Source organism: Paenibacillus sp. PvP094 (genome assembly GCF_040546835.1).
Classification (GTDB): Bacteria; Bacillota; Bacilli; order Paenibacillales; family Paenibacillaceae; genus Paenibacillus; species Paenibacillus illinoisensis.
This window is the reverse complement of the sequence record NZ_JBEPOM010000001.1, coordinates 4,855,519-4,877,518: the sequence shown is the minus strand read 5'-3', so window position 1 is coordinate 4,877,518 and position 22,000 is coordinate 4,855,519. Positions and strand designations below refer to the sequence as shown.

Annotated in this window: 18 protein-coding genes; 3 read left to right on the top strand and 15 right to left on the bottom strand. The window is 46.5% G+C overall.

Going from position 1 to position 22,000, the window contains the following annotated elements; translation table 11 throughout:
- Positions 1 to 47: 47 nt before the first annotated feature.
- From ABIC22_RS22355 to ABIC22_RS22345, 3 genes are read right to left on the bottom strand one after another with little or no spacing between them, the layout of a single operon-like run.
- On the bottom strand, positions 48 to 1,658 hold the full coding sequence (locus ABIC22_RS22355; RefSeq protein WP_354483871.1) for an extracellular solute-binding protein: 1,611 nt from the start codon (positions 1,656 to 1,658) through the stop codon (positions 48 to 50).
- A gap of 38 nt (positions 1,659 to 1,696) precedes the next feature.
- Entirely contained in the window at positions 1,697 to 2,608 is a 912-nt protein-coding gene (locus tag ABIC22_RS22350) for a carbohydrate ABC transporter permease (RefSeq protein ID WP_127536933.1), read from the bottom strand.
- Positions 2,609 to 2,624: 16 nt separating this feature from the next.
- A complete protein-coding gene (locus tag ABIC22_RS22345) occupies positions 2,625 to 3,575 on the bottom strand; it encodes an ABC transporter permease (RefSeq protein ID WP_095357637.1) in 951 nt (316 codons plus the stop codon).
- A 406-nt stretch (positions 3,576 to 3,981) separates the two neighbouring features.
- On the opposite strand from ABIC22_RS22345, the gene ABIC22_RS22340 reads away from it, so the two are divergent.
- Positions 3,982 to 5,262 (top strand): glycoside hydrolase family 125 protein, encoded by a 1,281-nt coding sequence (locus ABIC22_RS22340; RefSeq protein ID WP_354483868.1) that lies wholly within the window; start codon positions 3,982 to 3,984, stop codon positions 5,260 to 5,262.
- 263 nt (positions 5,263 to 5,525) lie between these two features.
- On the opposite strand, the gene ABIC22_RS22335 is transcribed toward ABIC22_RS22340, so the two are convergent.
- A complete protein-coding gene (locus ABIC22_RS22335; protein ID WP_127536930.1) occupies positions 5,526 to 5,981 on the bottom strand; it encodes a DinB family protein in 456 nt (151 codons plus the stop codon).
- A 246-nt stretch (positions 5,982 to 6,227) separates the two neighbouring features.
- Between ABIC22_RS22335 and ABIC22_RS22330 the strand changes: the two genes are divergently transcribed.
- Complete coding sequence (locus ABIC22_RS22330) at positions 6,228 to 6,866, top strand: nitroreductase family protein (RefSeq protein WP_127536929.1); 639 nt, start codon at positions 6,228 to 6,230, stop codon at positions 6,864 to 6,866.
- A 144-nt stretch (positions 6,867 to 7,010) separates the two neighbouring features.
- Positions 7,011 to 7,436, top strand: coding sequence for a MarR family winged helix-turn-helix transcriptional regulator (locus tag ABIC22_RS22325; RefSeq protein WP_110823002.1), 426 nt, complete (start codon positions 7,011 to 7,013; stop codon positions 7,434 to 7,436).
- A gap of 104 nt (positions 7,437 to 7,540) precedes the next feature.
- Here the strand turns inward: ABIC22_RS22325 and ABIC22_RS22320 are convergent, their stop codons facing one another.
- The 11 genes from ABIC22_RS22320 to ABIC22_RS22270 form a co-directional block, all read right to left on the bottom strand.
- Complete coding sequence (locus ABIC22_RS22320) at positions 7,541 to 8,998, bottom strand: S8 family serine peptidase (RefSeq protein WP_354483865.1); 1,458 nt, start codon at positions 8,996 to 8,998, stop codon at positions 7,541 to 7,543.
- A 186-nt stretch (positions 8,999 to 9,184) separates the two neighbouring features.
- The gene (locus tag ABIC22_RS22315) at positions 9,185 to 11,488 is read right to left on the bottom strand and encodes a stalk domain-containing protein (RefSeq protein ID WP_354483863.1); all 2,304 of its coding nucleotides are present in this window, start codon (positions 11,486 to 11,488) and stop codon (positions 9,185 to 9,187) included.
- 266 nt (positions 11,489 to 11,754) lie between these two features.
- Positions 11,755 to 12,159, bottom strand: coding sequence for a VOC family protein (locus ABIC22_RS22310; protein WP_354483861.1), 405 nt, complete (start codon positions 12,157 to 12,159; stop codon positions 11,755 to 11,757).
- A 267-nt stretch (positions 12,160 to 12,426) separates the two neighbouring features.
- Complete coding sequence (locus tag ABIC22_RS22305; protein WP_354483859.1) at positions 12,427 to 13,704, bottom strand: MFS transporter; 1,278 nt, start codon at positions 13,702 to 13,704, stop codon at positions 12,427 to 12,429.
- Between the two features lie 543 nt (positions 13,705 to 14,247).
- Complete coding sequence (locus ABIC22_RS22300) at positions 14,248 to 15,039, bottom strand: SDR family NAD(P)-dependent oxidoreductase (RefSeq protein WP_354483857.1); 792 nt, start codon at positions 15,037 to 15,039, stop codon at positions 14,248 to 14,250.
- Positions 15,040 to 15,422: 383 nt separating this feature from the next.
- Positions 15,423 to 16,631 (bottom strand): MFS transporter, encoded by a 1,209-nt coding sequence (locus ABIC22_RS22295; RefSeq protein WP_483312600.1) that lies wholly within the window; start codon positions 16,629 to 16,631, stop codon positions 15,423 to 15,425.
- Positions 16,632 to 16,703: 72 nt separating this feature from the next.
- Positions 16,704 to 17,918 (bottom strand): M24 family metallopeptidase, encoded by a 1,215-nt coding sequence (locus ABIC22_RS22290; protein ID WP_354483853.1) that lies wholly within the window; start codon positions 17,916 to 17,918, stop codon positions 16,704 to 16,706.
- 18 nt (positions 17,919 to 17,936) lie between these two features.
- Positions 17,937 to 18,758 carry an ABC transporter permease gene (locus ABIC22_RS22285; RefSeq protein ID WP_354483851.1) on the bottom strand — a complete coding sequence of 274 codons (822 nt, stop codon included), beginning with the start codon at positions 18,756 to 18,758 and terminating at the stop codon, positions 17,937 to 17,939.
- The gene (locus ABIC22_RS22280; RefSeq protein ID WP_354483849.1) at positions 18,751 to 19,668 is read right to left on the bottom strand and encodes an ABC transporter permease; all 918 of its coding nucleotides are present in this window, start codon (positions 19,666 to 19,668) and stop codon (positions 18,751 to 18,753) included. Before ABIC22_RS22280 ends, ABIC22_RS22285 begins: the two co-directional genes overlap by 8 nt.
- The gene (locus ABIC22_RS22275) at positions 19,665 to 20,783 is read right to left on the bottom strand and encodes an ABC transporter ATP-binding protein (protein ID WP_354483847.1); all 1,119 of its coding nucleotides are present in this window, start codon (positions 20,781 to 20,783) and stop codon (positions 19,665 to 19,667) included. Before ABIC22_RS22275 ends, ABIC22_RS22280 begins: the two co-directional genes overlap by 4 nt.
- A 57-nt stretch (positions 20,784 to 20,840) precedes the next feature.
- The gene (locus ABIC22_RS22270) at positions 20,841 to 21,977 is read right to left on the bottom strand and encodes an ABC transporter substrate-binding protein (protein ID WP_354483845.1); all 1,137 of its coding nucleotides are present in this window, start codon (positions 21,975 to 21,977) and stop codon (positions 20,841 to 20,843) included.
- Between the last annotated feature and the right edge of the window lie 23 nt (positions 21,978 to 22,000).

The following is a 22,000-nucleotide window of genomic DNA, read 5'->3' as shown; positions in this document are numbered from 1 at the left end:
TTCCTCCTGGGATACATGTTCAATGTATAGTTTGCGCAGAGGCTTGATTAGTTAGATTTCCAGCGGTCATACGCAGCCTGATTAATTTCAGCCACACGCTCTCCGCCCATTTTCTTAACGGTAGCCACATAATTGTCCCAACTGGTAAGCGGCTCTGCACCGGTGATGAACTTCGCTTCCATCTGCTTCACGTAAGTGCTCAAATCCGAATTCAGGTTGCTGATTTCCGTCTGCTCTTCCACGGTCAGGAACAGTGTTGGGAACGGAATCCGAGCGCCTTTATCGAGAAGTTTATGCTTAGTTTCCTCCTCTACCCAGAGATCAAAGTCTGTCTTCAGCCCTTTACTAATATCATCCATGGACAGGGTCGGAGCAGGAATACCGTAGTTAGGTGTCAGAGTGGCTCGATAATCTTCCATTTCCTTTCCGTCCGGTACAGGCAAGTATTTCTTGACCCGGTTTTCTTTGTCGGTGTATTCCCAGAGAATGCCCTCTGGCCCTTTATTGAAGAACATGGCACCTTCGTAGGAATAGAGATAATCCACCCAACGCATGGAGGCTTCCGGCGCCGGGTTGCTCTCCGTAATGGCAAAGGCACCCGTAGTAATGCCTCTGTTCTTCGCAATCGCCGGAGCATCAACCGATTCGCTGCGGACCGGTGCAAACATCGGATCTGCCGTCGAAGGCTCTCCGCCTTTGGACATGTAGGCATGCCAGTCGGAGAAAAGGGCGACCTGATTGTTCTGTGCCTTAGCCTTTTTTTGCTCTGCCGTCTGCGAGAAGCTCTCATGATCCAGCAGCTCTTCGGACCACAGACGGTTCATATAGGTCAAATATTCCTTATATCCTTCTTCAAGCGGTGTATAGTGCACCTTATCGTTATCATCCACGTATATTTCTTCTTCATAAATACCGAAGGCGCCAAGCAGCCAGGTGCGAATATCACGGAGGTTGGCAGCAGGTGTTGTCACCGAGGATATCGGAATTTCATCGGCGATACCGTTACCGTTCGGATCTTCCTCCTTCACACGCTTCAGGTAGGTATACAGCTCTTCTGTCGTTTCGGGAAGCTTGTCAATATTCAACGCTTTCAGGAAGTCCCCGTTGTACCACATTGGGTTGCGATACCAATGCTGACTGAGTTCGACTACCGGCAAAGAGTAGATATGCCCGTCCGGTGCTGTAATGGATTTGCGGACATCCGGGTTCTCATCCAGCAAGGCCTTGAAGTTCGGAGCGTATTCTTCAATCAGATCCTCCAGTGGAACGAGGATACCCTGCTCTCCATAATTCATCTGCTCCGCAGTAGTCAAACCGGCAGCATAGAGAATATCCGGGTAATCCCCGCTGGCAAGCACCAGATTCTTCTTGGTTTCGAAGCTGTCCTTCGGTGCATTCCTGTATTCCAGCTTAATGCCTGTCTTCTCCTGCATCTGCTGGAGCACTTTCATGTTCTCCCAGTTCTGAATCCCTACATCCGGCGCCATAAGCGTAAGAGTTACGGATTCATTGACAATCGGGAAACCCTCTTTATTCACAGCAACCGCTCCGGTACTGTTATCTCCTGCTCCTTTGTCAGCATTGCCGCAGCCTGCCAGCAGTGTAAGAACTAGAGCCGAAGACAACAGAAGCTTCCATGGTTTGCGTGTGGTCTGCATGAATAATTCCTCCCTTGTTATATACACATTCTAATGGTTCAACCTTTAACAGAGCCAATCATGACCCCTTGGACAAAGTAACGCTGCAGGAATGGATACACCGCCACGATCGGCAGCGTGGAGACCACAATGACTCCATATTTGATTAGTGATGCCGTTTCAGCCTTGTTATTCATGGCGGTCGCTACCTCACTATTGATCGAAGCGCCCGTGGTTTCAGCCGACATCTCCTGAAGAACAAGGATCTGGCGCAGAACCATCTGCAGCGGATATTTGGCTTCATCATTCAAATAGATCAGGGACGGGAAATAACTGTTCCAGTGGCCTACTCCATAGAATAGAGCCATGACGGCTATAATGGGTGCTGACAATGGCAGAATAATGCGGATGAACAGCTTCAGATTCGTACAGCCATCGATGTGAGCCGCTTCCTGCAGCTCTTTTGGAATAGTTGTCTGAAAAAAGGTGCGGGCCACAACAATATTCCAAACTGAAGCAGCCACCGGCAGAATCAATGCCCACATGCTGTTGATGAGTCCGAGATTCTTGACCAGCAGATACGTCGGCACGAGCCCGCCGCTGAAGAACATCGTAAACAGAATGAGACCCATGAATAGATTACGCCCGACAAAATCAGATCTGCTAAGCGCATACGCGGCTGGCAGAGTAACGGCGAGATTGACCAATGTCCCTACCACCGTATAGATAATCGTGTTCAAATAACCATTCCATATCTTCGGATTATCGAAAACAAGCTTGTAGCCATCCAGTGTCACATTCTTCGGAAACAGCCACATGGCTCCCGAATTGACGTCCTGCGGTGAACTGATGGAAGCACTGAGAATATAGATTAGCGGATAGAGAACCACAAGCAGAGCAAGAACCAAATAAATATAGGTGCAAATCACAAACAGCTTGTCCCCTCTGGACTCTTTCATGGCAGTAACCAAAGACCTCAACTCCTTTCTACCAGAGGCTATTCTCACTGGTACGTTTGGCAATCTGATTGACAGTAACAAGCAAAATCACGTTGATTACCGAGTTAAACAAGCCAACAGCCGTTGAGAAACTATACTGGGCATCCACCAGACCGGCGCGGTAGACATAGGTGGAGATTACATCGGAAGCTTCCATGTTGAGTGAATTCTGCAGCAGCAGAATTTTCTCGAAGCCAAGGCCCAGGATATTCCCCATATTTAAGATCAGCATGATTGTAATCGTGGGTACAATGGTCGGCAGATTGATATGCAGCATCCGTTTAATCCGGCTCGCTCCATCCATAATGGCAGCTTCATGCAGCTGGGGATCTACGCCAGACAGAGCCGCGAGATAAATAATCGTACCCCACCCGGTACTCTGCCAGACACCCGAGAAAACATAAATCGTCTTAAACCAGGCCGGGTCCGTCAGAAATTGTGCAGGTTGAAAGCCCAGGAATTCGATGAACCGGACTATCATTCCACTGGAAGGCGAAAGAAAAGTAATGATCATCCCCGCCATAACAACGACGGAAATGAAATGCGGAGCATAGGTTACCGTCTGAACCGATTTCTTGAACGGACCGTTCCGCACCTCATTAAAGGCTAGCGCCAGAATAATCGGAAGTGGAAACCCAATCGCGAGTTCATAGAAGCTGATGCTGAACGTGTTCCAGAGCAGATCCCAAAAGAAATAGGAATTGAAGAATCGTTCAAAATGGTCAAAGCCAACCCATTCACTGCCTGTAATTCCTTTTGAAGGTACGAAATTCTTGAAAGCAATCTGAATGCCGTACATCGGGCCGTAATGAAAAACGAGGAAATACAACAACGCGGGAAGCATGAACAAATAAAGCTCCCAATTTTTCCAGATTCTTTTGCCAAGGGATTTGTTCTTTAATGAAGGTTTTACGGATACTGCAGCATGACTCACCTTCATTCTCCCACTCCTCTCTATGGTTTTTTTCGTTACATAAAATAAATTTGTATCCGCTTTGCATTTAGCTGACCTCTCCTATGCTAGCGCTTACAATTCAAATTCTAGTGAAACCTAGCTGACACCGTAAATATGTAGGTTGTGCATTGTCATATTAAAAAGCGCGTAAAACCCCGCTGCAGCGGTACTTTTCGGCTTGCCATGATGTAAATACCCCTAGATGAAAGATGGCTATAATGTGTGAATTATGAACCTCCCTTCACGCTGCAAAAGTTACATATTGTGATCAACAGACAAGTATGCAAACATTTGCTACGAATGCCAAGGCTACCCCACGCACGGATGATATCAGAAGATTTCTAATATGAACCGTGCAACCTTACCCTAACTATGTAGGAGGAGTTTGACTATGAACCTGCCATCTTCCATTACCGAGTATTTGAATGAGGCCGACGAACGCCTTGCCCATCATCCCAAATTGCAAAAGCTGTTCCGCAACTGCTTCCCTAATACACTTGAGACGACAACCAAACTGCTTGAAGACGGCACTACTTTTGTTTTTACTGGCGATATCCCAGCCATGTGGCTGCGCGATTCTACAGAGCAGGTGCGCCACTACATTCCGTTTGCCAAACACGACTCTGAGCTTCAGCGGATTCTCCGCGGCCTGATTGCCCGGCAGATGTTCTATGTGAATATCGACCCGTACACGAATGCATTTAATGAAACAGCTAGCGACAAGCATTACCGGGCTACGGATGATTGCAATTTAAATCCTTGGATGTGGGAGCGCAAATACGAGCTGGATTCCCTCTGCTTTGTCGTTCAGCTGGCTTATATGTACTGGAAGGAAGCGGAGCAAACCGATATCTTCGATACCGAATGCTACCAAGCACTCAGCTCCATTGTGAACGTTATTGAAACGGAGCAGTACCACGGAGAGAAGTCGTCCTACCATTTTATCCGGCAGACGCTTCAGGATACGGAGACGTTGCACAATAACGGACGCGGCATGCCTGTCAACTACACCGGCATGAGCTGGTCGGGCTTCCGCCCGAGTGATGACAGCTGCGAATTCGGCTACAACATCCCCTCCAACATGTTCGCTGTGGTGATTCTCGAGTATATCCGTGAGATCGCCAGCGTTATCTATAAAGACGAAAGACTGGCTGCCCGAGCAGCAAAGCTGCGCAAGGAAATTGACTTCGGCATCCGGACGTACGGGATTGTGAATCATCCGAAATACGGTCGAATCTACGCCTATGAAACGGATGGATTCGGGAATTATTCCCTGATGGATGATGCTGGCACACCGGGATTACTATCTATTCCTTATATTGGTTATGTAGGGGTGGAGGATGAAATATATCAAAACACCCGCCGATTTGCTCTTAGTTTCGACAACCCGTTCTACTTCGAGGGTAAACATGCCAAAGGCATTGGCAGTCCGCATACGCCAGGAGGTTATGTGTGGCATATGGCACTGTCTATGCAGGCACTAACAGCAGATAATGATGAGGAAATGAAAGAATTAATTGATATGCTGATCAGGACTGATGCAGATACCGGGTATATGCATGAAGGCTTCCACCCCGATGATCCCTCCGATTTTTCACGTGAATGGTTCGCTTGGTCTAACAGCCTTTTTGCTACGCTGATCAGTAAAGCGATGGAGAAAGGAATTGTCTAAGCTCATCTTACTGATCTTGGCATTCTGAAGAAACACTGCTTTCAAAAAGTGATGCTTTGCAAATAAAAAAACCGCTGCGCCGCTTAGATTAGAAGGCGGGCTCAGTCGATTTTGGAGTAATGATCGAATAACTATGCAAGGAGCTAGTAACAGAAGCTCCTTGCTATTTTTTTCAAAGCGTTAAGCTGTCGGCTGTCATTCCGGTAAATTTTCTCGTTTTATTGAGCTACCGTTCCTTTCAATCTATTGAGTGTTAGCTTCTCTTATAGCCTCGCAAACGTGATGTAATCGATTTGAACAGGCTCTGCCGATTCAATTCGAAGCGCTTGGTTGATCTGTCCCCGGTGATATTGCCCATGTAAGATAACCTGTGACAGGATGTCCCGGACAGACGTTTGAAAGAGAACCCCGCTCTGGTTCACGTAGTCAAGCATCTCGTCCAACCGGGATTCATCAAGTCCTTCCATATAGACGCGATATTGCTTGGCGTTTTCTTCGAACATCGACCGGATCACCGAGAGGTCTTCTGCCTCCTCCCATAACGAATACTGCCCGCTATCCTTGCCAAGCAATCTGGATAGCCAGACACGTTCTGCAACCGCGACATGCCTAACTAGCTTTAACAGGCCTTTGTTCTTCGTCTCACTTTTCTGAAGCGCGTCCAAGATGCGTCCGTCGGCCCAGTACAGATGCTCCATCATAGCCTTAATTGTCTTCATTTCGACAATCCCCTCTTCTTTTAATCACTTTAAATTCACCAGTTCAATTCTAATCAACTACATTCGACAAAGGCTTATTTTCTTATTGTGCAACTGAACAATACAATCGTTCATCTTATGGTTTAGCATATTTTAACATAATAAAAAGGTTGAAATGATTCAAGAATTCAATTATATTTGACATATCAACTATTGACTAGTCAAATATTGATGCATCAACTATTAGATAAAGGGAGAGAAATGATTATGAAACCATCTCAAAAAACAAACGATTTTAATGAAATTATATACGGACGCCGCTCGATTAAGACTTATGATCCATCCGTCAAAATTACCAGAGAAGAAATGACTCAAATGATCAACGAAGCGAGCACTGCTCCTTCCTCCATTAACATGCAGCCTTGGCGTTTCCTTGTTGTGGATACACCAGAGGGAAAAGACAAACTTGTGCCACTGTCCCGCTTCAACAAAGAAAAAGTAGCTCAAGCTTCAGCTGTTATTGCCGTGTTTGCTGACAAAAACAACTTTGATTATGCCGAAAACATTTATGGAAAAGCCGTTGAGCTCGGATTAATGCCGCAAGCTGTTAAGGACTTTCAGTTGAATGCATTCAAACCGATCTATAACAACATGTCTGATGCTGAAATGAACGATGTCATTATGCTTGACTCCGGTCTGGTTTCCATGCAATTAATGCTGGTTGCCCGTGCGCATGGATATGACACCAATCCAATTGGTGGATATGAAAAAGATCAAATTGCCGAAGTGTTTGGATTGGATAAAGAACGTTATGTACCAGTGATGCTGCTGACCATCGGTAAAGCAGCGAGCGAGGGATATACCTCCTACCGCCTGCCCGCAGAAGAAACTACATTCTGGGCTTAAATCAAATGAGCTGCATGCCATAATGCGAACAGCCATCACATTGTGATATAGTTGCCTTTAGCTGCTGAATGTCTTGGAAGAGATGTGCCTTGGTTACCAGGCTGCTTTTCCAGGATATTCGGCACCATTCAAGGAGGGGCACACATGAATTGTTCATTGGAGCAAGAAAACCTACTAATTCTACTTAAAAATATAAGTAATCAGCTGAAACCCAAATTTGAACGTTGTACGGGGATCAGTTCCTCACGATATGTTCTGCTGTACCATCTCTATATTCATGAAGAGGTGACTCAAAGCCATTTGCAAAAAGCCATTCATATCGACAGTGCTGCCATTACACGCCATTTGAAGCAGCTGGAAGCAGATGGTCTCGTATCAAGAAGACGAAATCCCATTGACCAAAGAGAAACCTTCGTTCGGTTAACGGAACAAGGACTCACACATATAGCCAACTTCAAACAGGATCGTAACCAGTTCGTTCATCAGATGCTGCTTGATTTCAGTGAGGAAGAAGTTGCCATGATGACAGACATGCTCGCACGTATGCAATTCAATATGAAAGATATGTAACATTTAAAGGGAAACGGTCTGGAACTGCCGAGCTTGGTCCATCTTATGGAGATCTTTACGTCCTATTAGCGAGTTTTATAGACCGTTTTCAATCCTGTTCTTCTTCACATTAAATCCTTGGATTTTTTTAACCACTGCAGTACCTTACTTGCCTTTTCTTGAATCAAATCCGGATCATGCGTCTTTTCCAATTGAGGAAAGGATTCAACATATCTAGCTAAGTATTCACTAACAGACCAACGGACTGCCCAATTGCTATCTGTGGAACATGGAATCCACTTGGATACTTCAGATTCATTCGTATTTTGTAACAATCCGTGCGCATACCAACCGCGCACTCCTCCCTCGCTTTCCTGGCTTAATCGTTTCCAATAGAGCCTTCTCTCATATTCGTTTTCTGGTTTAGCTAAGGCGTAGACTGCAATTTTTCTTACTACATCGGATTCATCTTCAGCATACTTCCATAATTCTTGTCGAGTTACGATTTGTTGTTGAACAAGTTTGGATAAAGCTAACCCCCTTTCAATATCATCTAAAGATTCTATAGAATGGTCATGGCCAGCAATACGGACACTCGATACACATGGGTTTGCTTTTTTAAGGTTGACCTGCATTTCTAAACTATGAATTACATTACCTACATTTATTCTTGGTGCATTATTTTTGTAATCTTCTATTGGATCAGCATTTTCAATCAATTTACTACGTAAGTTTTTTGAATCTAATTCGGGATATTTAGAAAATAAGTACGCAGCAATACCCGTTACGAGTGTTGCTGCACCGGAAGTTCCCCAATAATATGATACCTGTTCTTCTCTCTCCTTGGATTCACAGAAAGGAAGCGTTAGGTATACTCTTGGAGCTAGAATATCTGGCCTGAAATGACCATCTCCATTCTTGCCAAACGGCTCATCGGGATAAGGCAAATGCAGGTGACGCTCCGCCTTCCCACGATCATTGAAGCCGCCCACAGTGAAATATTCGATAGGCGGCATAATGTTGCCCAATCTGGTATTACCGTTTGAACAGATGACCATCAAACCTCTTTGGACTGCAGAATTTAAAGCTTGAACTGTTGAATTTTTATGAGTTTTCTGTAGGAGTACAGGATTATCCGAAGCATGCCAACCTGTGCATAAAATAATTTTAATATTCCAGTTTGGCTGTTTCAGGACCCAATCCATTCCATATTTTAAACGCTCACCTTCACCTTCTCTGAAAGCACCATGGTCAAGCACAATGAAGTTTGCAGCAGGAGAAAGACCTACATGTGTTTTTCCTTCTAAAAAGAAAGGTTTATGAGCAAGGGTTAATATTGTCATCAAGCCATGTTCACCGACTTCCTCATCTACCTCACCTGAAGATTGGAATGCAATATTATTGCAATTTATAGTTAAATCATTTTCGACAGTTACGTACTTAATTCGGTCATCCAAGTGGCGAATTGTATGATGGGGTTTCATTTTATCAATGATTACTACTCCAATATTATGGCCGGAATTATGAAAATCCGGTGGTTCCATAAATCCTAACCTTGCCCATGTTGGATCAGGAAATGCCATCGTTGTTATCCCCCTATATCGTTCGTAATAGAGATAATTTAGTTTTAACAGACTTTTCTACTACCCTGCCGTCAAATTCTTCTAACAGCGATTGTATAACAGAAAAGACTCCCTAAGGAGTCCTTCTTTCCATGCTTAAGCAAAATAAATTATTTGTTATCACTCTGGTCCATAAGATCAACTACACTACTTCTCCATTGGGAGCGGTGTAAAGAGCAGGTTAACTGGCAGGTTGCTTCCTGGGGCTGCTGAGAAAAGGATCGTTACACTTTCCGAAGAGGATCCTGTTCGGTATAGTACGCTTTGTTCACTGGACGTGTTGATCGATAAGCTACCATCGACAATTTGTACAACTTGACCGTTAACAAGAGCTACTCCAAAGTACTTTCCTCCACGTGGGTTAAACGAGATCAGTGTACGCGGAGCAACATTGCTTAACGTGATTTTGTATAACACCCCAAAGTTACCTGCATTGGATGCATCCGTGTAAGCCATCGGATCCGTTCCAACCAAATTCGGGTCACTGGCATTGTCTCCAAGGGGCAATCGCGCTGGTGTGCCTCCCACCTGCTGGTCGTACGTTATAACACGAGTTGCATTCGGGTATGTGCCACGGTTGTGCACACCATCACGATCGAGCACAGGCAGCGTTGGTAACGCTTCGAACGGGTCTTTATTTTCTTCAACCAGAATAACGTTATAATCCAGGGAATAATCGCTGAATGCATCCGAATACAGTGAGATTACTTGTCCTTCTTTCATCGGAGTTTTATTGAGTTCGGTCAAAATCAGTTTACTTTCACCTGGTTCAAAATATTCTTTCTTTTGATCCGCTCCAGTCTGTATCGACTTGAACCATTTATCAATAGACAATTTGCCGGCTACAGTAGCAAACGGTGTAGGTCCTGCGAAGCCCATATTTTGCTGCTCGAATACTGCCGGATATGGGTTGTTATTTGTTGCAATAACATACATTTTTACTCGTTTGCCTGTATTGTTTACATGGTGAATCATGAAGCGCGTCTGCCCCGAAGAAGACTCCTGGTACACAATGCCTTCCGTATTAACCGTCTCCGGACTGTTACTGCGAATGAGCAGACTTGCCTCATCCCTATACGTATAAGGTACTTTCTCCATGGAAGTCACTTCGCCACCATTGAAGGTAAATTTCTGTCCAACCGGAGTGAAGAGTAAATTAAAATCCGAGAAATTATATAACGTCTCATTGGTTATGTTTATGACTTTGGAATACGTATCAGTAGCACCATGGTTATCTGTGACGGTCAAGGTTACCGTTTTGGGTCCAGGTTCAAAGAATGCAAGCGGATTGTTATCCCAAACCGTTTTCTCAATCTTGCCTTCATCATCTGTACTTTGATCCATGTACGTTATTTTTTCACCCATTTTATATTGGTCCTTGTCCGTTGTGAACATGGCTACAGGTGGAAGATTAGGCTGCAACACTTGAATTGTAACCGAATAGGGATCACTCCACTGGCCGTTTGAATCCTGAACTTGATATGAAATGGTATATGTACCCGCTTGATCAAACGAATCCTGACGACCTGTCCAGCGTTCGCTCGTGATCTCCAGACCGTTTGGAGAACTATAGGAAGTCACATAATCCACTGTATCTCCCGCAAAAATTTCCTTTTGGGAAATCACAAAGCTTGCAACAGGTTTCTTATGTAAATTGAGCACAACGGTTTTCGCCGACTGATTCACTTTGTAGGAAATGTTCAGAGCTTGAGTAATGGAAGTTAAAGGCACCATAAACGTATTTTTTTGCTGATACGCAGGGCCTTTCATCGTTCTGGACTCACCATTAACGGTATAAACCTTGCTGTTTGTTTTGAATCGGAGCTCATTGTCACCACTGATAATGATGGTCTCCTTGGTTTTGTTATCGTATTTAACTCCGTATCCCACACGATCCACCAAAGCACGAATCGCAACATAGGATACACCGTTTTTGACAGTCATTGGCTGGCCTGCAAGATACGATTTTCCATCCTGCTCCATTTTATTGCTGTTCATGTACAATGTAAGGTCTCCACCCGGCGTTCCGGCAGCAGTACCTGTTGCAGGCTGCTCTACTTGAGCTGGAATAGCTGGCGTAGCTGGCGTCTTGTCATCCTCGGCAGTTCCTTCCTGGATCGCGGAACCCTCCTCGGATTCATTCGTTGTTGTTGCTTGATCAACAGCAGCCGGATCATTTTCTGCCGCCGGTGTTGTCTCCACGACTGCTGATTTGGAGGCTTCCGTGTCTTCTACAGTAGATTCACCTTTTGATGATGTGCTGCTTTTTATTTTCACTTCATTCTCGGTAAGCGGCTGTTCTTTCTTCATGACCTCTACGGATTCTACTTTGGCAGGCGTTACAACTGCTGCTTCCCCTTGATCCACGGTTTGTGCGCTCGCTGAACCAACTGTAAATGCTTGAAGTACAGCTACCGCCGTGATTATGGACATATTCTTTTTCAAATTCATTCTTTATTTCTTCCCCTTTCGCTCCCTCGCAAATTTCAATCTATTAAAAGTCATACTATTAAACGCTCGAATACGGAAAAAGTTACTAAATAAATTGAATATTATGGATTTGATGCAGCTATTTTCAATAGGCATGCTATTCATATAACAAGATTATTGAGTCACCTCTAGCTCAGACGCTATCCTTTCGTTAGGTTAGAAGTAAATCAAAAACAGCTGATCATATGGATCAGCTGCTTTGATTTCGGTTAACTAGTGATAGACTTTTAACCTCTACCGCTGAACCGTTTAATCGCTTCCTCGCTCACTGGCTGGAAGAGGTTAATGAGATTGCCGTCGGGATCACGGAACAATATCGCACGATTCCCCCACGGCATCGTAGTCGGTTCCTTCACCCAGTCATTAACAACAGGCTTCAAACGTTCGTATTCGGCATCGACATCGTGAACACGGAACTCGAGGATGACACTGCGATTATCGGCAGCCACTGCGGAGCCAACACCGAACAGTGGTACTGTCTGGGAGTGACCTATAGCCAGAGTGCACGAAGGCAGAACGAGTTCGGCAAAGACTGGCGCGGGACGTTCCGCTGTGATGCCCAGTACTTCCTCATAGAACTCGACAAGACGATCCACGTCGTCGGTAATTACACGTACAGAAGCGAAATTCATTAAAGTACATCCTTTCTACAATAAAAGATACAATGCCAAAACAACTTTAGGTCAGAACAAGCTTCCACCCTTGTAAATCATAAATGAACGCTACTGACCACGGTATGTCAGTAGCGTTCACACCTCATAACTTCTTAGATCCTTAAATTCTTAAATCATTCAAACAGATTCAAATTTCATGATTAAAAAAGGCAGACTGCCATTCCGCAGACTGCCCGTGATTTTTTATTAACGTTATCGTTTTCTAATCATGGTACATGGCATATGTTACCCGCTTATATGAGTATGATCGGCTTGGTCCCGGAAAGCCCGGTAGCTCAGCAAACCTACCAAAAGTGCTAGAATGGTTAGTCCAGCCGCGAACAAATAGAGATTCACAATCCCGATGTATTCGGCAAGTCCAGCCATGCCCAGCAGCGAAATGCAAAATACGAGATGCATAAGTGAAGCTTGAGCAGATAACACCTTGGGCAGCAGCTGTTTGTCTACACTATGCTGAATCAATGTGCGGCGGTTAATCACGGAGAGTTCCGCGAATGGCCCCATTAACATGACTAAAATAAGAGCGACAAAAGGCAGCGTGTTAAGTGCATAAAGCGCGGTCAGCACTCCATATCCAGCCATACCAATCATCATCACCAATACATAACGGTTACCGATAATCCGTGCCAGTGCCAGTACCAGCAAACCACCACCTATGGTCCCTGCAAAATAAGCTGCATTAATAAATCCCCACCATTCTTCGCCTTGACCAAGTGCAACTTGTACAAAAGCAAGGGTAAATGCGCCTACCCAAATCGATGCTCCGAGCATGTCGATAATGTCCATAAAGGTTAGCACCCTCAGGCGAGGCGTTTCCCATATCATTTTCCAGCCTTCAGTTAACGTATGCCATTTGGATGTGCCAATTTCCGATATGGGATTAGAAAATGCATCTAATTCCTTTTCGACGACTTCCGATCTCACGGGTTCTTTGACACCCAGCGTAAATACCGCGGCCAGACCATAAATAACAGCGGTGAGCAATAAAGTGGGGCTAGCTCCCATAAATGCAACGATGATACCGCTTAGTCCCCAGCCTGCAAATTGCACGATCTGGTCGCTGACGCTAAGCAGTCTGTTGGCTTTGAGCAGACCTTGCTCACGTAATACCAAACGCGGAACAAGTGCATTACGAGCCGGAGTTGTCCATCCATCGAGAAAAGACATCACGAATACAAGCAAAAACACCAAAACAAGTGATGAAGCCTCTCCGTTAAACTGCAAATAAACCGCCAAGCCAATGAATAACAAAAATTGTCCCACTTGCGACATCAATAGAAGGTTGGACAACTTGAAACGATTAATCAGTAATGGCGCAATCAAACTGCTCAGCATTTGGGCTCCGCTGCGCATTAGCGGCATAAGCGCTGCCGATACAAGAGAGTCAGTTCGATCAAGGACCAGCACTGTAAGTGCCATGATGTAAAGCACGTCTGCTGCATTCGCAGCAGTCTGGGTCGTCCATAAAAAGTAAAATGGACGGGTTAAATCAGATGACTTCATCGAAGCTTATTCTCCATTTCTCAATAAGTTACTTTAATAACTAATATAATTGATATTTCAATCAAAATAAGATTACGGCACTTAAAACCGTTTTACAACAAAAATCAATTTAAAAAATATAGATAGCAGCAGCAAGTCACCGTGAAAGTTGTACACAATACTCCAATACATAGATATCCCCCTCCTAAAGGAATAGTCCTGTCAAAACAAAAAAAGCCGCAAAATAGCGACTTCCAACAAATTGCTAAGGTCCGACTAGAAAAGGGCCGTTAATTAAGAAGACAAGGATAACTTCTGGATCAGCGATATCATACTCTTTCAACTGTTTATACAACGATAACGGTACAGTGAGACAAGTTAACTGCATATCAGAAGCAAAGTGCAGCTAACGAAAAAAAAGGCGAGCCCTTAAGCTCGCCAACATGTGACTTTCAAGCACTAGATGATTTGAATAACTACAATTTGTACCAACATCCGATCATTGAAAATGAACATATACGCAGCCAGAATAACAGTTATACTTTCATTTTCAAGCTGATATGTTTAGTAAATCGTAGGGACCATTCCTCCATCCATACGAATCGGTGAACCTTTAAATGGCGCTGCATAAGGGCTGCATACGAATGTAGTAAGTCTACCGATCTCGCTCGGTCTGATGAAACGCTGCAGCTCGGATTGCGGGAGATTCGCAGCCATGAATGTTTTTTCTTTTTCCTCAAAAGTCATGTTCTCATCCTGATAAACGCTCTCGATGATCTGTTGTACATTCTCCGAAAGTGTTGGTCCAGGCATGATTGTGTTGACCGTTACTTCCGTTCCCACTGTCAGCTTGGACAGACTCTTCGATAATGAGAGCAGCATGGACTTGGTGACGGCATATTGCGGCATATGACCTGGCATCACGGCTTCTTCACTCGCTATAAAGACGATCCGGCCAAATCCGCTGTTCAGCATAGCGGGCATGTAAAATTTGGTCAGTGCATTTGCGGAAAGCACATTAGTCTGAATGTATTTTTCCCACACGGCGTCATCTACATCGTAATAAGACATGATCTCATAAATCCCGGTGTTATTTACCAAAATATCAACCTGCGGGAACTTTGCAAACAATGCTTCGCGCTCAGCAACATTGACGATATCAGCTGCCGCATTCTGAGGCGAAGTACTCGGGTACGCCGACTTGATCTCTCCGACGACACGTTCAACATCTTCATGATTCCGACCATTAATGAGTACGTTGACCCCTTCTTTGGCCAACTCGATGGCAATCGCTTTGCCAATTCCTTTCGTGGAACCTGTTACCAACGCTGTTTTGTTATTTAACCCCATATCCATGATGCATTTCTCCTCTGTTCTGGTTGATTAATGAATATTCATTCTTTCTGAAGGCATATATACTGCACGGATCTAATGATACGCTCCACAATTCGATGTGTAACTAGCAGAGAGCGACAACAAACTAGCAGATCACGCCTTTCTCGAATGATACGTTCCAGAAAACAAACCAGGAGATCTGGGGACTGAATCCACTTCTTTACAGATCAAAGGTACACATCAAAAAACCGTCGATCTTAATACAGATCAACGGTTCAAATATAATATTTAGATTCTCATAACGGTGATGTTCTTCAAGAATCTATAAACGACCCTTCATAATCGAATCACAATGGATTTCATTTGTGAATGGCGTTCTGATCTTTGACATTTCTAGTTGCCTCTCAGTATATCGGAGTGCCGGTCGTCTGTTGTTTTTGCCCAATCAGGAGAAAACGGCATAGTGCAAAGCCTGCCAGGGCATACGCGCCGATCATGCCTACAATGCCGATCCAACCAAAATGGCTGTACAGATATCCCCCGCCAGTTCCACTAACACTGGAACCAACATAATAAAAGAATAAATACAGGGCGTTTGCCTGCGACTTATGATGTGCCGCAACAAGACCGACCCAGCTGCTGGCGATGGAATGTCCACCAAAGAAGCCGAAGGCGAACAAACCGAGACCCACAATTTTGATCCATAATGCCGGATGCATGGTGCAGATAGCACCCGCCAGAATGATCGCAATGGTAATGCTAAGTACATGGGACCGTCCATAACGGTCGGCAAGCCTGCCCATCCAGGTACTGCTGACTGTGCCCATAAGATACACAACGAAAAGACTTCCTACCAAGGATTGGCTGAGATGATAGGGAGCACCGGTCAGTTCAAAACCGATGTAATTAAACAGTGTAACAAAGCCTCCCATTAATAAGAAGCCCAGCCCATACAAACTGAGAAGCCGCGGGTTCCGGCATTGTGACCATAGAAGAGGCAAGGCTTTGGTTATTCCTGGAGAAGTCTTGATAAAATTCCGCGATGGCGGAATGACCAACCAGAAAACAACAGCCGCACATAGGCCGAGCACACCGAGAAATCCGATGGCAGCTCGCCAACTGAACCAGTCCGTGATGACCCCACTTATGAAACGTCCTGCCAGACCCCCGATGGAGTTGCCACTGATGTATAGCCCCATGGCGTACCCCAAACTAACAGGTTCAATTTCTTCCGACAAATACGTCATCGCCGTGGCAGGCAGACCCGCAAGTGCCACGCCTTGCAAGACGCGGAGCAGCAACAAGTCAGCATACCCTTGGCTGAATGCGCTCAGAATAGCGATGATGGAAGATAGCACCAAGGATGCCGTCATGATAAATCGCCGCCCAAGGGCATCAGACAACGTGCCGATAAACAGCATGGTGATAGCCATGGCCACCGTTGAAACGGAAAGCGTCAGGCTCGATTGTGCCGGAGTAATGTCAAATGCGGCACTAATCTCCGGCATAAGAGGTTGGAGACTGTATAACAACGCAAACGTAACGAATCCTGCGGCAAACAACGCAAGGCTAATGTTTCGAAACGTCTTGGTTCCCTGCTGAATCATTGAAATTCCAACTTTCTCGGCAGGAAAGCTCCTGATCGGCAGCTGCCTGATCGCTTGCTCGAAGCCTTCCGGGATTCGTTATTTAATGAATAATTTGCGCTCCATATGCGTCAGAAACTCATATCCGTCCGGCGTCACGACAACCGTATCTTCGATTTGAAAGCCACCTGCGCCAAGCTCGTAATAAGGGACTTCCACGCAAAGAACCACACCTGGCTCCAGTATGTGCTGGTCACCCGGGGAAATGGTCAAGTCGTCATACAGCTCGAGGCCGATCGCATGGCCCACATGCTGTCTCCGGTAATGAGGGATCCCTTCCAGCTGTACGCGGGATACCGCCGCATGAAATACATCCGATGCTCTGACACCAGGTCGTACAGCTTCTAGGGCAGTTTCCCAACCGCTCTTCACCGCATGAAAATGTTTTTTCATCCAGGCCGTTGGTTCACCCGCAACGACGGTACGGCCCGTATCCCCCCAGTACCCGTCTAACTGCATGCATAGATCGAAGCGGATCTGGTCTCCCTGCTCGATCGTGTGGAAATAATTTTCGATCAGCGGCAGAGCACTGCGCGGTCCTGCTCCCACGGCTGTCATCGCTGGCGTACCGCCCGCACGCATCACGGCGATCCGGTAATGATCGGCGAGTTCCTTCTCGTGCACGCCTGCGGCGATCAGATGAATCAGCTCCTGCTCAATTCGTTCATTGACCTCTGCCGCGCGACGCAGCCGTTCGATTTCGAATGGTGTTTTAACTAGTCTGATATGCCTGAACAATTTATAAGCAGGTACAACAGCTCCATCTGGCAATGCGTCCTGGACCTGTGCCATAATATCCGGCGCAATCCGCATTTCGTCGATGCCAATAGGCTGGTTCTCGATGCCAAGGTGTTTCAACGCAGCAAACAGGGCATCTGTCGCTCCTTGGTGAATCACGGTCGTTTGCAGCAAGGAATAGAACAGGTCGATGTCTGCGGTGGAAGGTTTGCCTTCAATCGTTCCCTCAACGAAGAAATCGCTATAAGCAAAAATGTCAACGTTGGTGATACCAAACTGAGCAACGACGCCAAGACGATTCGTCGGAATGACGATGCACGGTCTTGCAGAACGGTCAGCGGGTAGTATGGCATAGATCTGCATCGTCCAATTGCTGGCACGCAATTGCGATCCGATGACATAATGGATGTTTTCCGGCGTCGTCGCGATAAGGGCTTGAAGTCCCTTCGCTTTCATTACTTCATCTGCGCGGTCCCTGTTTAAGCCTGAACCTTCGGATGGTTGCTGTGGATTCATGTTTTCAATTCCTTCCATTTATTTTTTTCTGCTTCCAAACCATCCTTCGAGCCCCGGAATGGAGCGAAGCACCAGCTTGATGGCTAAAAATAGTGCCAAGGCGCCGAGAATCAATACAACCGATACGGCTGCGATCGTTGGATCCTGCCACTTCTCCATATAGAGGAATAACTGGATCGGCAGTGTATAGCTGTCCTGACGAAGTAGCAGCAATGCAGCTTCGACTTGATCAAACGTAAATACAAAGGCGATCGATCCGGACAACAACATGGCGAATTTGAGCTGAGGCAGCGTAATGGTAAAAAAGATCCGCCACGGGCTTGCCCCCAGATCTGCCGCGGCTTCCCGATGGACCGACTTCAGGTTGGCCAATGCACTGCCCACGATGGTAAGTACAAACGGCAGTACAATGACGGCTTCGCCTAGTACAAGTCCAAATAATCCGCCTGCGATGTGCATTTTAGAGAACAGAATTAGATATGCGATACCCAATGTGATTTTGGGCATGACCATGGGCGATACAAAGAAAGCTCGCAGCAATCCCGCACCAGGAAAAGGATACTGCACGATGGCTACTGCAGCGAGCGTGCCCGTCACCAATGCCAAAATTACAGCTCCTGCTGAAGCAATCAAGCTGTTTTTGAAAGCATCAAGAAACTGGGTTTGTTCCTTCAGGTTGGCGTACCATTCCAAGGTCAACCCTTGAGGCGGAAATTTGCTTGCTGAACCCGAGCCTATGGAAGTAAATGCAATCATTAATAGTGGAAGCAGTAAGTATATGGCGACCGCTCCAACGAACACCGTGAGTAGCCATTTTGTCACACGTCCCGATTTAACCATGTGCACGTCCTCCTTCCCGGGAACGGCGGAACATAAGCCACTCCGCTCCTTTGTTGACCAGCAGCGACACCACGACGGACGACACCAGCAGGAACAAGCTAGCAACTGCCGCCATCGGCCAGTTAGTGTCCAGTGTTCGCTGGTAGATGAAGACCGGCAGCGTCATTACCCTTCCCCCGCCGATTAACTGAGGGGTCGTGAATGCCGTCAGGCACAAGGTAAATACGATTTGGATTCCGCTAGCAATACCTCTGGCCGACAACGGCAATGTTATGGTAAAAAAGGTCCGCCAGCTTCCTGCTCCGAGATCATGTGCAGCCGCCTTGAGTGAAGCATCACTCTGGGAGAGCACATTCAGAATCGGAAAGACCATAAAGGGCAGGAAGATGTGTACGAGTGCAATGACTACGCCTGTCTCGTTGTTCATCATATTGAAGCCTTCCTCGGTCAAACCCAGATGAATGAACAGCCAATTCATGAAGCCCTGCTTGGACAGAAGCAGCTGCCAGCCATAGGAACGCACGACCGCGCTCACGAGCAGAGGCAGAAACGTAAGCAGCAGCAAAAACTGCTTCCATCCCGGCTTCTTCAAGCCCGCGATGCAATATGCGAGCGGATAAGCGAGCAGCAAACTCCACGCGGTTACCTTGAACGCAATGCGGAACGTATTTCCGATCAGTTTCCAATAATACGGATCTGTCAAAAAATCCCGATACGTGCTCCAATCCCAGCCGCGGACCAATTTGCCATTGTCGTATATATCGAAGCTGTATCTTCCGAATATCAGCAACCCTCCGAGATACACGATGCCCATCAACAGCAGCGCGGGCAAAAGCAGAAGCAATTGGGTCGTCCATTTGCGATTGCCGGACGAGTATACATCGACGACTTTGTCGGTAATCCGGCTCATGATGCCGCACCCGTGCCTGAGTCTGCGAGCAGCAGAGCATCATCTGGGTCAAAACCCAGCTGGACAGATTCGCCCGGGGAATATCGCGTTCCTCCGCGTTGATGCGGTACACTCGCCTGAATGCGAAGTTGATCCAGCGTTTCAATGACATAACGGATACTTGCCCCGCCATATACACTCTCAATAACGCGACCTTGCAACTGGTTTGCACAATGGGCCGCCTCTTCCCCGAGACGAATATACTCGTAACGGATGGATAAGGAATGTTTCGCCCCTGGCAGGAACGAAGCAGGTTCTTCATTGCTTCCTGCGAGCAGCGAATGTCCCAGAATGCTTACACGTATTCCATTTGAATCTGGCTCGACAACAGAAACCTCCAAAAGGTTGGTATCCCCGATGAACTTGGCAACAAAGCTGTCGGCAGGTCTTTCATAAATTTCATCCGGCGTTGCGTATTGAAGCAGCCGACCTGCACGCATAACGCCGATGCGATCAGACATGTTCATCGCTTCGCTCTGATCGTGTGTGACGAAGATGAAGGTACCGCCGAATTCCCGCTGAATGCGTTTCAACTCCCGCTGCATATCAAGACGCAGCTGCATGTCCAGCGCGGAGAGCGGTTCATCCAGCAGCAGCACTTCCGGTTTGTTGATTAATGCTCTCGCAATCGCTACACGCTGTGCCTGTCCGCCAGATAGCTGAGACACGGCCCTTCTGCTGTAGTCTCCAAGTTGTACGAGTTCCAGCATCTCATGGACCTGGCGTTTGATTTCTGCTTTTGGGGTCTTTTTCACCTTGAGTCCATAAGCGATGTTGTTGAATACATCCATATGCGGAAACAGTGCCAACTGCTGGAAAATCATATTGCTGTTCCGGCCGTATGCTGGAACACCCGTGACATCTTGCCCACCGAGCAGAATGATTCCGTCGTCGGGTTGTTCGAGCCCACCCAGCATTCGAAGCAGCGTTGTTTTGCCGCAACCGCTCGGACCGAGAAGGGAGACGAACTCTCCCTTGTTGACCTGAAGCGTGACTTGATCGACGGCAGCCCGTCCGTCATAGATTTTTGTAACATGCTTTGCCTCTATCGAGACGGATTGGTGCTCATTGCTCATCTCGGATCCTCCTATTTCTGCCTGGTAATCATTTCGTCTATGTTCCAGGCGACCATGTTATTGAAGATTGGTTTTCACGAGACGATCCCACAAGTCCTTCCATGCGGAGCTGTTTTGAGCGAGTACGTCCCAATCTGGATTGATGCCATTGCTCTGGGTCTCAACAGAGAACGATGGATCATCCTTGTATTTATCCGGTACAGCAGCGGCTGTACTGGTCACGGGTGTGCCAGTTGCTTCGGCGTAACGTGTCAGCGCGTCTGCACTCAGCAGCTCGTTGATAATTTCGCTCGCCACGCGTGTTTGTTCTGGCGTCGAACCTTTCACGACCTGGAGCGAGTACGGAAACGATATTGCCCCTTCTTCCGGATAGGCTACAGCCAGCGGTGAACCGCCATCGATCCAGGTTTGGGCGACTTGCGCGCTGAATGGTGCAATGAGGGCATCACCGGATTCGAGCAATGCTTTCAACTGGTCGTTGGATGTAACGAGCGTGCCGACTTGATCACTGTGGTCAGCCCAATATTGAAATGCAGGTTCAGGATTGTCGTAGGATGCGCCGATCTCCTCACCTTTGGTTGCAATCAGAGGTGAAATATAGGAATAGAACAAGTAATCCCATAATGCCGTTTTGCCTTTGAATTGCTCGTTATCCCACAGATCATTCCAACTGGTTGGCGGCGTAGTTACCAGATCTTTGTTGTAAACCAGGCCGAAGCTGGATACGCCCCATACGATGCCCTTGTTGTCAGGCTGGTGAAATTGTTCAGGAATGTCCTTGATGTTTGTTACGATGCTGGTATCCAGCGGCTCCCACATGTCATCGTTTACGCCTTTGGCTGTGGCATCTGCATTAAAGTAACCGAAGTTGACAACCGGATTGTTCGGATCGGCTTGTTTGCCAGCTACCATTTTGGGATACATGATCGCATTGGAGGATTCCTCGAAAGTAACTTCAACGTTAGGGTGTTCCTTGACATACTCCGCAACCACTTCTTTAGGTACGATATCCTGATTGGAGCCTGCCCAGATAAACATGGTCAGCTTGATTTTGTCGCTACTGCTATCCGAAGTGCCCCCATTCTCAGAAGCAGTTCCCGAGCTGCTTGCTCCGCCGCAGGCTGAAAGAATAAGTGAAGCAGTCAGTGTTAATGAGGCCAAGCTGAAAAAACGTTTGCGTTTTGATTTAAACATGTGAATTCCCCCATAAGATTAGT

Excerpts from the sequence above, each read along its gene's own strand:
- ABIC22_RS22355 (WP_354483871.1), bottom strand. The coding sequence starts at position 1,658 with ATGCAGACCACACGCAAACCATGGAAGCTTCTGTTGTCTTCGGCTCTA.
- ABIC22_RS22345 (WP_095357637.1), bottom strand. The coding sequence starts at position 3,575 with ATGAAGGTGAGTCATGCTGCAGTATCCGTAAAACCTTCATTAAAGAAC.
- ABIC22_RS22340 (WP_354483868.1), top strand. The coding sequence starts at position 3,982 with ATGAACCTGCCATCTTCCATTACCGAGTATTTGAATGAGGCCGACGAA.
- ABIC22_RS22335 (WP_127536930.1), bottom strand. The coding sequence starts at position 5,981 with ATGAAGACAATTAAGGCTATGATGGAGCATCTGTACTGGGCCGACGGA.
- ABIC22_RS22330 (WP_127536929.1), top strand. The coding sequence starts at position 6,228 with ATGAAACCATCTCAAAAAACAAACGATTTTAATGAAATTATATACGGA.
- ABIC22_RS22325 (WP_110823002.1), top strand. The coding sequence starts at position 7,011 with ATGAATTGTTCATTGGAGCAAGAAAACCTACTAATTCTACTTAAAAAT.
- ABIC22_RS22320 (WP_354483865.1), bottom strand. The coding sequence starts at position 8,998 with ATGGCATTTCCTGATCCAACATGGGCAAGGTTAGGATTTATGGAACCA.
- ABIC22_RS22315 (WP_354483863.1), bottom strand. The coding sequence starts at position 11,488 with ATGAATTTGAAAAAGAATATGTCCATAATCACGGCGGTAGCTGTACTT.
- ABIC22_RS22310 (WP_354483861.1), bottom strand. The coding sequence starts at position 12,159 with ATGAATTTCGCTTCTGTACGTGTAATTACCGACGACGTGGATCGTCTT.
- ABIC22_RS22305 (WP_354483859.1), bottom strand. The coding sequence starts at position 13,704 with ATGAAGTCATCTGATTTAACCCGTCCATTTTACTTTTTATGGACGACC.
- ABIC22_RS22300 (WP_354483857.1), bottom strand. The coding sequence starts at position 15,039 with ATGGATATGGGGTTAAATAACAAAACAGCGTTGGTAACAGGTTCCACG.
- ABIC22_RS22290 (WP_354483853.1), bottom strand. The coding sequence starts at position 17,918 with ATGAATCCACAGCAACCATCCGAAGGTTCAGGCTTAAACAGGGACCGC.
- ABIC22_RS22285 (WP_354483851.1), bottom strand. The coding sequence starts at position 18,758 with ATGGTTAAATCGGGACGTGTGACAAAATGGCTACTCACGGTGTTCGTT.
- ABIC22_RS22280 (WP_354483849.1), bottom strand. The coding sequence starts at position 19,668 with ATGAGCCGGATTACCGACAAAGTCGTCGATGTATACTCGTCCGGCAAT.
- ABIC22_RS22275 (WP_354483847.1), bottom strand. The coding sequence starts at position 20,783 with ATGAGCAATGAGCACCAATCCGTCTCGATAGAGGCAAAGCATGTTACA.
- ABIC22_RS22270 (WP_354483845.1), bottom strand. The coding sequence starts at position 21,977 with ATGTTTAAATCAAAACGCAAACGTTTTTTCAGCTTGGCCTCATTAACA.